The sequence below is a fragment of the Phenylobacterium sp. genome (assembly GCF_028290885.1).
In the GTDB taxonomy this organism is placed as follows: domain Bacteria; phylum Pseudomonadota; class Alphaproteobacteria; order Caulobacterales; family Caulobacteraceae; genus Phenylobacterium.
Genome location: NZ_JAQGIZ010000011.1, coordinates 1 through 10,749, shown reverse-complemented (window position 1 = coordinate 10,749; position 10,749 = coordinate 1). Strand labels below are relative to the sequence as shown.

General features: G+C 70.2%; 14 protein-coding genes. 6 read left to right on the top strand and 8 right to left on the bottom strand.

Annotated features, from left to right (window positions below):
• The first annotated feature begins 273 nt into the window (after positions 1–273).
• The 4 genes from JWP28_RS00890 (at position 274) to JWP28_RS00875 (ending at position 3,362) form a co-directional block, all read left to right on the top strand.
• Entirely contained in the window at positions 274–1,332 is a 1,059-nt protein-coding gene (locus tag JWP28_RS00890) for a GGDEF domain-containing protein (RefSeq protein WP_299538921.1), read from the top strand.
• A 138-nt stretch (positions 1,333–1,470) separates the two neighbouring features.
• Positions 1,471–2,268: an enoyl-CoA hydratase/isomerase gene (locus JWP28_RS00885; protein WP_299538919.1), complete on the top strand. Its 798-nt coding sequence runs from the start codon at positions 1,471–1,473 to the stop codon at positions 2,266–2,268.
• 3 nt (positions 2,269–2,271) lie between these two features.
• Complete coding sequence (locus JWP28_RS00880; protein WP_299538916.1) at positions 2,272–2,460, top strand: hypothetical protein; 189 nt, start codon at positions 2,272–2,274, stop codon at positions 2,458–2,460.
• Positions 2,461–2,501: 41 nt separating this feature from the next.
• Complete coding sequence (locus tag JWP28_RS00875; protein WP_299538914.1) at positions 2,502–3,362, top strand: HAD family hydrolase; 861 nt, start codon at positions 2,502–2,504, stop codon at positions 3,360–3,362.
• A gap of 2 nt (positions 3,363–3,364) precedes the next feature.
• Here the strand turns inward: JWP28_RS00875 and JWP28_RS00870 are convergent, their stop codons facing one another.
• Entirely contained in the window at positions 3,365–3,541 is a 177-nt protein-coding gene (locus JWP28_RS00870; protein ID WP_299538912.1) for a hypothetical protein, read from the bottom strand.
• A 191-nt stretch (positions 3,542–3,732) separates the two neighbouring features.
• Between JWP28_RS00870 and JWP28_RS00865 the strand changes: the two genes are divergently transcribed.
• Together JWP28_RS00865 and JWP28_RS00860 are read left to right on the top strand one after the other, a co-directional pair.
• A complete protein-coding gene (locus tag JWP28_RS00865; RefSeq protein WP_299538910.1) occupies positions 3,733–4,098 on the top strand; it encodes a response regulator in 366 nt (121 codons plus the stop codon).
• The gene (locus tag JWP28_RS00860; RefSeq protein ID WP_299538908.1) at positions 4,098–4,583 is read left to right on the top strand and encodes a GNAT family N-acetyltransferase; all 486 of its coding nucleotides are present in this window, start codon (positions 4,098–4,100) and stop codon (positions 4,581–4,583) included. The genes JWP28_RS00865 and JWP28_RS00860 overlap by 1 nt, the downstream gene beginning before the upstream one ends.
• 16 nt (positions 4,584–4,599) lie before the next feature.
• Here JWP28_RS00860 and gmk read toward each other — a convergent pair whose 3' ends face one another.
• The 7 genes from gmk to fabD form a co-directional block, all read right to left on the bottom strand.
• Positions 4,600–5,205 (bottom strand): guanylate kinase, encoded by a 606-nt coding sequence (gene gmk, locus JWP28_RS00855; RefSeq protein ID WP_299538924.1) that lies wholly within the window; start codon positions 5,203–5,205, stop codon positions 4,600–4,602.
• Positions 5,206–5,272: 67 nt separating this feature from the next.
• Positions 5,273–6,154: a YicC/YloC family endoribonuclease gene (locus JWP28_RS00850; RefSeq protein WP_299538906.1), complete on the bottom strand. Its 882-nt coding sequence runs from the start codon at positions 6,152–6,154 to the stop codon at positions 5,273–5,275.
• Complete coding sequence (gene mltG / locus JWP28_RS00845; RefSeq protein ID WP_299538904.1) at positions 6,151–7,125, bottom strand: endolytic transglycosylase MltG; 975 nt, start codon at positions 7,123–7,125, stop codon at positions 6,151–6,153. Before mltG ends, JWP28_RS00850 begins: the two co-directional genes overlap by 4 nt.
• 83 nt (positions 7,126–7,208) lie before the next feature.
• The gene (fabF, locus tag JWP28_RS00840) at positions 7,209–8,492 is read right to left on the bottom strand and encodes a beta-ketoacyl-ACP synthase II (protein ID WP_299538902.1); all 1,284 of its coding nucleotides are present in this window, start codon (positions 8,490–8,492) and stop codon (positions 7,209–7,211) included.
• A gap of 116 nt (positions 8,493–8,608) precedes the next feature.
• The gene (locus JWP28_RS00835) at positions 8,609–8,848 is read right to left on the bottom strand and encodes an acyl carrier protein (protein WP_012522113.1); all 240 of its coding nucleotides are present in this window, start codon (positions 8,846–8,848) and stop codon (positions 8,609–8,611) included.
• A gap of 124 nt (positions 8,849–8,972) precedes the next feature.
• Positions 8,973–9,713, bottom strand: coding sequence for a 3-oxoacyl-[acyl-carrier-protein] reductase (fabG, locus tag JWP28_RS00830; RefSeq protein WP_299538898.1), 741 nt, complete (start codon positions 9,711–9,713; stop codon positions 8,973–8,975).
• 23 nt (positions 9,714–9,736) lie between these two features.
• Entirely contained in the window at positions 9,737–10,681 is a 945-nt protein-coding gene (fabD, locus tag JWP28_RS00825; RefSeq protein ID WP_299538896.1) for an ACP S-malonyltransferase, read from the bottom strand.
• Positions 10,682–10,749: the final 68 nt, after the last annotated feature.

Here is a 10,749-nt window from a genome sequence, read left to right as displayed (position 1 = left end):
GGCGGCGGCCGTCCGCCGCGGCCGCCGCAGGATCGCGCCCCGCCTGAGGCCCGCCGCCGCGACCGCGACGATGGCGACGACGGGGTGGTGGGCTTCGGCCGCGACGTCCCGGCCTTTCTCTCCAAGCCACCCCCGCCGCGCTCCGAGGATTAGGCGCGGGCCGGCGCCGGGTCGCGCCCGCCTTAACCCATCGTTTGGTGTTCCCCGCCTAGATTCCCCTTCCACTTAGGGACTGGCCGCATAGCGCGGCCGCCTGCTGGGAAGACTGAAATCATGTCGGCCGACATCCAAGCCACGCTGCGCAGCCCCAAGGGCTACGATGTGGCGCGCCGGGCGCTTGAGGTCATGCAGACGAACCAGGTCTGGCCGACCGCACGCAACTTCGAGCTCTGGGTGCACTACGTCATCGAGGGCAAGAGCCCGCTCGCCCAGGAGATCGACCGCCTGCTGACCGCCGGCGAACCGATCACCGAAAGCGTCGGCGAGGCGCTCGCCGCCCACTACCTGCCGGAGGCCCGCCTGAACGGCGACATCCTCGAGGCTGGCGACGTCCTGTCGAAGGAATTGCAGTCGGTCACCCGCGCCATCGAATCCGCCCAGAAGTCGAGCGAGGAATACGGCCAGGAGCTGGCCACCGCCTCCGAGCGCCTGGGCGGCGACCACGCCGGCCCGGTCAAGGCCGTGGTCGCCAACCTGGCCAACGCCACCCGCAAGGTGCAGGGCGAGAACGCGGTCCTGGAAAGCCAGCTTGCGGAGACTACCGCCGAGCTCGGCCGCCTCCGCGAGAGCCTCGACCAGGTCCGCCGCGACGCCATGACCGACGGCCTGACCAACCTCACCAATCGCAAGGCCTTCGACGAGCGCCTGGCGCAGATCTGCGAGCAGGCCGACGCCGAGGGGGAGCCGGTCACCCTGGCGATCATCGACATCGACCACTTCAAGGGCTTCAACGACGCCTGGGGCCACCAGATCGGCGACCAGGTGCTGCGTTATGTGGCCAGCGTCATCGGCCGCCTCGGCGCCACGCCGCGCCTGGCCGCCCGCTACGGCGGCGAGGAGTTCGCCATCATCTTCCCCGCCGAGAACGGTCGCATGGCCATGGCGGTGCTCGAGGAGATCCGCGTCGAGATCTCCTCCCGCGCGCTCAAGCGCCGCTCGACAAATGAGGACCTGGGCGCCGTCACCGTCTCGGCGGGCTACGCCGAACGGCTGGCCGGCGAGAGCACCGCGAGCCTGGTGGAACGGGCCGACGCGGCCCTCTACGCCTCCAAGCACGCGGGCCGCAACCGCACCAGCGCCGCGCCGCCGCTGGCCGCCGTCGCCGCCGCCTAACCTCCCCGCGTGCGGGGGACGTGGCTCGCGTCACAGGCGCGAGACGGAGGGGGCGCGTCCCAAGCGCGCTTTCTGCTAGGCTGACGCCGGGGTAGACTCCTTTAGATCGAGCGCAAGTCTCGAACTGGAGGACACCCCATGGACGGCGCCGCCACGCCCGCGAAGGTCAGGACCGAGGTCCAGGGCCGCATCGGGATCATCACGCTCAACGACCCTGCCACCCTCAACGCCGCCGGCGTCGACCTGATGGATGGCCTGCGTTCGGCCTTCGACGCGTTCGTCGCCGATCCGCAGGTGCGCGCCATCGTGCTCACCGGCGAGGGCCGCGGCTTCTGTTCCGGCGCCAACCTCTCCGGCGGCGGACGGATCACCGACACCCCGGGCGGCCCCAACCAGTCCCTGCTCAAGGTCTACAACCCCTTCGTCAGCGCGGTGCGGAAGTCGCCCAAGCCGCTGGTCGCCGCCGTCAACGGCGTGGCCGCCGGCGTCGGCGCCTCGCTGGCGCTGGTCTGCGACCTGATCGTGGCCGGCGAGAGCGCCTACTTCCTGCAGGCCTTCCGCCGCATCGGCCTCGTCCCCGACGGCGGGGCGACCTACCTGCTGCCACGCCTGGTGGGCAAGGCGCGCGCCATGGAGCTGACCCTGCTGGGCGAGAAGCTGCCGGCGGCCACGGCGCTCGAGTGGGGCATGATCAACCGCTGCGTCCCGGACGCCGAACTGATGCCGACCGCCATGGCGCTCGCCACCCAGCTCGCCGACGGGCCCATCTCGCTGGGCTACACCCGCAACCTGATCTGGGCCTCGCTCGACGCGGCCTGGCACGACCAGGTGGAAGCTGAGGCTTACGTGCAGGGCGACGCCGGCCGCACCGAGGACGCCCGCGAAGGCATCAGGGCCTTCGTCGAAAAGCGCCCCGCCCAGTTCAAGGGCCGCTAGGCCGTGCGTGTGGTGCTCACCATCCTGGGCGTGCTGATGATCCTGATGGGCGGTATCTGGACCCTGCAGGGCTTCAACATCCTGCCCGGCAGCTTCATGACCGGCGACCTGAAGTGGGCGATCTACGGCAGCGTGCTGTCCCTGGCCGGCATCGCCCTCATCGTCTGGTCCCGCCGCCGGCCCGCGCCCTGAAGGCCGTTCCTCAAAGCTCCGCCGCCCGCTAGGACTGCGCCATGAGCTTCGAGCGGCCCCGGGTAGTCTTCGCCTACGACTTCGACGGCACGCTCGCGCCTGGGAACATGCAGGAACACGCCTTCATCCCGGACGAGCTCGGGATGAATCACCAGGACTTCTGGGAGGAAACGAAGGTCCTGGCCAAGGCGCAGCGCGGCGATCCCATCCTGGCGTACATGCATCTGATGCTCAGCAAGGCCCGCGAACGCGGCCGCGAGCTTAGTCTGGAGAGCTGGCGCCGCCGGGGCGCTTCCATCCCGCTCTTCCCGGGTGTCGAGGGCTGGTTCGAGCGCCAGAACGCGCGCGCGGAGGAGCTGCAGCTCGACCTGCGCCACTTCATCATTTCGTCCGGCAACCGCGAACTGATCGAAGGCTCGCCGATCGCCCGCCACTTCGAGCGGATCTACGCCTCCGCCTTCATGTTCGACGAAGAGCAGGACGCCATCGGCATCGCGCTCGGCGTCAACTACACCTCGAAGACCCAGTACCTCTTCCGCATCAACAAATGGACGCTGGAAGAGTGGGACGACGCGGCGATCAACAGGGCCGTCGCGAAAGATGACCGGCCCGTCCCCTTCGACCGCATCGCCTATTTCGGCGACGGCACGACCGACGTCCCCACCATGCGCCTGGTCACCGACCAGGGCGGCTCTGCCGTCGCTGTTTACAACCCCCGAAGTCCCAAGAGCATGGCTGCAGCGCTGGAGTTGCGCGACGACGGCCGCGCCCACCTGGCGGGCCCCGGCGACTACAGCGAAGGCTCCCCCCTCGACCAGCTCGCCCAGGCCCTGCTCGCCGAAATGGCCGCCCGGGCGCACGCCCGCAACCTCGTCCAGTGGCCGGAGCAGCCGTCCGGCTAGCGTCACCGCGCGCGCAGCACCCACGCCGCCACGAACACCGCCACAAGAACCAGCACCGCCACGACGCCGGCCGTCCTGAGCGCGAGCTTCAACAGGCCGAGCTGCAGCGCCCACCGCGGCCAGGGCCCATGGACCACCCGGTATTCGGCGTCGATCTCCGGCGGGCGGTCGTGGTCCATGCCCCATGATGAGCCCAGGCGCCGCGCGAGTCATGCCTCGCGGCGCCCCAAGTCCGCCACACGGTGGTCAAAACATTGGTTAGACTGCTTTATTGCGTTGCAGAACGCCTCGACCCGGTGACAATGCTCAGGTTGTCGCAGGTCGACGTAGCTCCCATCCACTCCATCACCCCACCACAAGACGGCCCCTCATGACCGCTCCGCAAGCCTGCCGGCACGCCCTCATCATCGAAGACGAGATGCTCATCGCGCTGGAGGTCGAAAGTCTGCTGCACGACTTCGGCTTCCACAGCTGCGATATCGTCGACAACCCGGACGACGCGGTGAAAAGCGCCCTGGCCCATCGTCCCGACCTGGTGACCGCCGACATCCGCATCGTCGGCGGCACCGGCATCGAAGCCATGGTGGCGATCACCGACAAGCTGGGCCCGATCCCCCACGTCTACGTCACCGGCAACGCCGACATGCTGACCGGCAAGACCGCCGCCCCGGTGGTCGACAAGCCCCTTACCCGACGCGCCCTCGCCGCCGCTTGCCAACAGGCTTGCGCGGCCTGATGAGCGTCGACGACGCCCTCGTCATCCGGACGACCGACCCCGCCGACGCGCCGGCGCTCGCCCGTCTCCTGACGCAGATGCAGCAGGAGTACGGCGCGCCGCATCCGGAGCTCCCGGCCGTCGAGGCCGACCTGACGCAGCTGCCCACCGGCGTCGACATCTTCGTCGCTGAGCGGCCGGACGGATCGTTCGTGGGCCTGGCCGCGGTCGCCAACCTCTATCCGGGGCCGGGGCTTTCGGGCGGCTTCTTCCTCAAGGAGCTTTACGTCTCGCCGCAGGCCCGGAGCTCCGGCGTCGGCGAGAGCCTGATGCGCGCCCTGGCCCGCGCCGCCCGCGACCGCGGCTTCCGGCGCATCGACTGGACCGTCGCTACCGAGAACGCCGGCGCCCTTCGCTTCTATGACCGCCTCGGCGGCGCGGCCCAGACCGACCGGTTCTTCTACCGCCTCGGCCCGCAAGCCCTCGACGCCCTGGCGGACCGCTAGGCGGGACCGGCCGCCCCTACTCCTCCGCCAAGCCCTGCACGAATTCCGGCAGCCAGGGGTTCCGGCCCGGCTTCATCCGCTCGGCGCGGTAGATGTGGCCGAGGTCGGCGTAGGCGCGGTCGAAGTTCTTGTTGACGATCACGTAGTCGTATTCGCCCCAGTGGGTGATCTCTTCGCGGCCGCGGTCCAGGCGCAGGTTGATGATCTCCTCGCTGTCCTGGGCCCGCGCATGCAGCCGCCGCGACAGGTCCGACCAGGACGGCGGCAGGACGAACACCCGGACGCTGTCGCTAGGCATCTGGTCGGCGATGGCCTTCGCGCCCTGCCAGTCGATGTCGAACAGCACGTCCTTGCCAGCCGCCAGCGCGGCCTCCACCGGCGCCCGCGGCGTGCCGTAGCGATGATTGTGCACATCGGCCCACTCGAGGAAGTCGCCGGCCGCGATCATCGCCTGGAACTCTTCGCCGCTCTTGAAATAGTACTCCCGCCCCTCCTCCTCGCCAGGGCGCGGCGCCCGCGTGGTGGCCGAGGTCGACAGGATCAGGTCGAGGTGGTCGGCGACCAGCCGGCGCGACAGCGAGGTCTTGCCCGCCCCCGATGGGCTCGACACCAGCAGCAGCATCCCCCGCCGCACCGTCTCCCAGGGCTTGGAGGCGTCATCGGCCCCCGAGACGGCGATGGCGGACCGCTCACTCGACATTCTGCACCTGCTCGCGGAACTGCTCGATGGTGGCTTTGAGGTCCAGGCCCACGGAGGTCAAGGCGCCCGAGGCCGACTTGGAGCACAGGGTGTTGGCCTCGCGCATGAATTCCTGGGTCAGGAAGTCGAGCTTGCGGCCGACCCCGCCCTCTACGTCCAGCAAGGCGCGCGCGGCGTCGACGTGGCCGCGCAGGCGGTCCAGCTCCTCTTGCACGTCGGCCTTGATCGCCATGGCGGCGGCTTCCTGCAGGATACGCTCCTCGGTGGCCGCCTCGCCGGCCAGTTCGGTCAGCCGCTTCTCGAAGCGGGCCTTGATGAGCACCGGCTGGCCGGCGGCCAGCGCCGAGGCCTTGCCGGTGAGCTCGCCGATCCGCGAGACGAGGCCGCCCAGCACCCCTTCCAGCGCCCGGCCCTCCTCGGCGCGGCCGGCCGCCAGCCCGTCCAGGGCCGCGGCGATCGACACCGCCATGGCGGCTTCCAGCGCCGCCTGCGCCTCGGGATCCTCGATGGCGTCGGCCACCTCGATCACCCCGCGCAGCGCCAGCAGGCCGTCGAGGCTGGGCGGCATCGCCTGGCCGGAGGCGACATAGGGCGCACCTGCCGCCAGGTAGCGCTCAAGCTGCTCCAGGTTGAGCCGGACCGCACCCGCGCCCTCGCTGCGCTTGGCCTGCAGGCCGACCGTCAGCTGCCCACGCTGGAAACGGCTATGCGCGCCCTCCCGCGCCGCCCGCTCCAGGCCCTCGAACCCCGGCGGCCCGCGGAACCGCACCTCCAGGTTCCGGCCGTTCACCGAGCGCGCCTCCACAGCCCAGCTCCAGGCGCCCAGCGCGCCCTCCGCCCGACCGAAGCCGGTCATGCCGGAAAGGCTCATTTCCCTGCTCCCGCCGCCGCCGCGCGCCCGTGCTCGATGGCGCGCCACCTGGCTACGTTCGCCTGATGCTCGGCGAAGGTCGAGGCGAAGACGTGCCCGCCGGTCCCGTCCGCCACGAAGAACAGCTCGTCGGACTTCGGAGGATTGAGCACCGCCGCCAGGGCCGCGCGCCCGGGATTGGCGATGGCGGTCGGCGGCAGGCCGGCGATGCGGTAGGTGTTGTAGGGCGTATCGGCCACCAGTTCCTTCATGGTGATGCCCCGCCCCAGCGGCCGGCCCTTGGTGATCCCGTAGATGATGGTCGGGTCGCTCTCCAGCTTCATGCCGGCCCGGACCCGGTTCTCGAACACCGCCGCGATCCGCGGCCGCTCGGCGGGCAGCCCGGTCTCCTTCTCCACCAGCGAGGCCAGGATCACCGCCTGCTCGGGCGTCTGCAGCGGCAGGTCGGGTGCGCGCGACGCCCAGAGCTGGGCCAGCAGCTTGTCGCGGGCGGCGCGCATCTTCTGCACCACCTCGGCGCGGTCCTCGCCGCGCTCGACCTGGTAGCTGTCCGGCAGGATCGAGCCTTCCGGCGGCGCCTCGACCGTGCCGGTCAGCACCGGCTCGGCCCGCACCGCGTCGGCCGCCATGTCGCTGGTCCAGCCCTCGGGCACGGCCACGAAGTGCTTCACAACCTTGCCCTGCTCGATATCCGACAGCACCTGGGCCATCGGCTGGCCGCTCGCGAAGACGTACTCCCCGGCTTTCAGGTGACGCGCCGCGCCGCCCAGCTTGGCGGCCAGTAGGAAGACCTCGCGCGAGCCGATCACGCCGGCCCCCTTCAGGTCGCGGGCGATCTCGCCGACGCTGGAGCCGCGCGCCAGGATCACGGTGGTGGCGGGCCCGTGCCGGGCCTCGGGCCCTGGACCGCGATAGGTCCACACCACCCACCCGCCGGCCAGGATAAGGAAGACGAGGACGGCGGCGAGCACCCGACCGGCTAGCTTGAGCGGCCCCTGCTCCTTGCGGACCGGCCGGCGCCGGCTCCCCTTTTTTCGAAAAGAGGGCCTGCGGCTCACGAGACCTTCTTGAACACCACGGAGGCGTTGGTGCCGCCGAACCCGAAGGAGTTGGAGAGCGCGATATTGATCTCCATCGGCTTGGCCTTGTTGGGCACCAGGTCGATTGGCGTCACGACGGACGGATTGTCGAGGTTGATGGTCGGCGGTGCGATCTGGTCGCGAATCGCCAGGCAGCTGAACGCCGCCTCGATGGCCCCGGCCGCCCCCAGCAGGTGACCGGTGGCCGACTTGGTGGAGCTCATCGTCGCCTTGGCGGCGGCGTTGCCCAGCAACCGCTCCACCGCACCCAGCTCGATCTCGTCGCCCAGCGGCGTCGAGGTGCCGTGGGCGTTGATGTAGTCGACGTCGGCCATCTCCACGCCGGCGTCTTTCAGCGCCGCCTTCATGGCCCGAAAGCCGCCGTCGCCGTCCTCGGCCGGCGCGGTGATGTGGAAGGCGTCGCCGGCCAGGCCGTAGCCCGCCACTTCGGCGTAGATCTTGGCGCCGCGGGCCTTGGCGTGCTCGTACTCCTCGAGCACCAGGACGCCGGCGCCCTCGCCCATGACGAAGCCATCGCGGTCCTTGTCATAGGGCCGGCTGGCCTTTTCCGGGGTGTCGTTGAACTTGGTCGACATGGCCCGCGCGGCGATGAAGCCCGCCATGCCCACCGGGCAGATCGCCGCCTCGGCGCCGCCGGCCAGCATGACCTCGGCGTCGCCGTACTTGATCAGCCGCGCGGCGTCGCCGACGGCGTGGGCGCCGGTCGCGCAGGCGGTGACCACCGCATGGTTCGGCCCCTTGAGCCCATGGCGGATCGAGACCTGGCCGCTCGCCAGGTTGATCAGGGCCGAGGGGATGAAGAACGGGCTCACGCGGCGCGGCCCCTTCTCGTAAAGCTCGATCGAGGTGCGCTCGATGGTGGCGAGCCCGCCGATCCCGGAGCCGATGATCACCCCGGTCCGCTCGCGGTCCGCCTCAGCCTCCGGCTGCCAGCCGCTGTCCTTGATGGCCTCGTCCGCCGCGGCGATGGCGTAGAGGATGAAGTCGTCGACCCGGCGCTGGTCGCGGGTCGACAGGGTCTGGTCGGGGTCGAAGGAGCCCTCGACATCGGCCCCGCCGCCGCCCCGGCCGTCCACTCGCGGCACTTCGCCGGCGACCTGGCAGCCATAGTCGGCGGGATCGAAGGTGGTGACCCGGCCGATGCCGGACTTGCCGGCCAGGATGGCGGCCCAGGTGATCTCCGTCCCCTGTCCCAAGGGGGTGATCAGGCCGATACCGGTAACGACGACTCGACGCATGCCAGTCCTCAAACGGGGCCAGTCCTCAAACGGGGGCGGTCCTCAAAGGAAGAACCGCCGAGGCCAGGGTGGGGCCCCGACCCGGCGGTCCAAAAACCTTAAGCCGAATCAGGCGCTTAAGCGCCCAATCGCTCTTGGATGAACTTCACGGCGTCGCCAACCGTCTGGATGTGCTCGGCTGCGTCGTCCGGAATCTCGATATCGAATTCTTCCTCGAAAGCCATGACCAGCTCGACGTTGTCGAGGCTGTCGGCGCCCAGGTCGTCGATGAAGCTGGCCTTCTCGGTCACCTTCTCCGGATCGGCGTCCAGGTGCTCGATAACGATCTTGCGGACGCGTTCTAGGACGTCGGACATTAGGTAGGTCCCTCTAAGTTCAGGCTTTGCATCGGCGAGCCGGGCCGTGAAGTCAACCACAACGGCCAGGCGCGTTCATACTCGTTGGCGCGTTAGCATGTTCCGATATGGGAAGGCGAGGCCTTCAGATCATCGCCATGCCGCCGTTGACGTGCAGGGTCTGTCCAGTGACGTAGGCCGCCTCGTCGCTGGCGAGGTAAACGCAGGCGGCTGCGACATCTGCGCCCGCCCCCAGACGCCCCGCGGGAATGGTCGTCAGGATCTGCGCCTTCTGCCCCTCGTTCAGCGCATCGGTCATCGGGCTTTCGATGAAGCCGGGCGCCACGCAATTGACGGTGATTCCCCGGGTGGCGACCTCCTGGCCCAGCGCCTTCGAGAAGCCGATCATCCCGGCCTTGGAGGCGGCGTAGTTGGCCTGGCCGGGATTGCCGGTGACGCCGACCACCGAGGTGATCCCGATGATGCGCCCGCTCCTCCGCCGCATCATGCCCTTCACCGCGGCGCGGCTGAGCCGGAAGTAGCTCTCCAGGTTGACCTTCAGCACCTCGGTCCAGTCGTCGTCCTTCATCCGCAGCAGCAGGCCGTCCCGAGTGATGCCGGCGTTGGCCACCAGGATGTCGACCGGCGCGCCCGCCGCGGCCTCGGCCGCCTCGATCAGGCCGTCAACGGCCGCCGGATCGGACAGGTTCGCCGCAACCGCCGAGGTCCGCGTTCCCAGCTCGGCGGCCCGCTCCCGCAGGACGGCTTCCCGAGTCCCCGACAGGACGACGTGCGCGCCCTGGGCGTGCAGGGCGAGGGCGATCTCCGCCCCGATGCCGCCCGTGGCGCCGGTGACGAGGGCGGTCTTGCCGGTCAGGTCGAACATGGGCGTCTCTCTAGAGGCTCTGGCTACAGGCTGCGGGCGAAGGCTTCGAGATCGGCCGGCGCGTTCAGCGGGACGGCCTCGGCGTCGGGCGCGATCCGCTTGGCCATGCCCGACAGCACCTTGCCGGCGCCGGCCTCGGCGAAACGGGTCACGCCGCCCTGCTCGACCAGCCAGAGCATGCTTTCGCGCCAGCGCACCCGGCCGGTCACCTGCTCGACCAGCATCCGCCGGATCGCTTCCGGATCGAGCGTCGGCCGGGCGGTGACGTTGGCGACCAGCGGCGTCCGCGGCGCGAGGATCAGGGCGCCGGCCAGGGCCTCGGCCATCTCGTCGGCGGCCGGCTGCATCAGGGGACAGTGGAAGGGCGCCGAGACGTTCAGCAGGATCGCCCGCGCCCCCAGCTCCTTGGCCTTTTCGATGGCCAGGTCCACGGCGGCCTTAGCGCCGGAGATCACCACATTGCCCTGGTTGTTGTCGTTCGCGACGACGCAGACGCCCACAGCTGAGCCGGCCGCCGCGGCCTCCTCGGCCAGCGCCACGTCGCTCTTCGGCCCGATCAGCGAGGCCATGGCCCCCTCGCCCACCGGCACGGCGCGCTGCATGGCCTGGCCGCGCAGCTTCAGCAGCCGGGCGGTGTCGGCCACGCTGATGGCGCCGGCCGCGGCCAGGGCCGAATATTCACCGAGGCTGTGGCCGGCCACGAAGGCGGCCTTCTCCACCCCGACGCCGAACTCCCGCTCCAGCGTGCGCATCACCGCCAGGCTGACGGCCATCAGCGCCGGCTGGGCGTTCTCGGTCAGTGTGAGCTGATCCTCCGGCCCCTCGCGCATCAGCCGCGCCAGGTGCTGGCCGAGCGCGTCGTCCACTTCCTGCAGCACCTCGCGCGCGGAGGCGAACGCCTCGGCGAGATCGGCGCCCATGCCGATCGCCTGGCTGCCCTGGCCGGGGAAGAGGAAGGCTAGGCTCATGATGGCGCTCCGCGCTCTATCGATTCCGAGCGGCGAGGGTTAGGGGATAAGAAAAGCCCCGGCAAGGC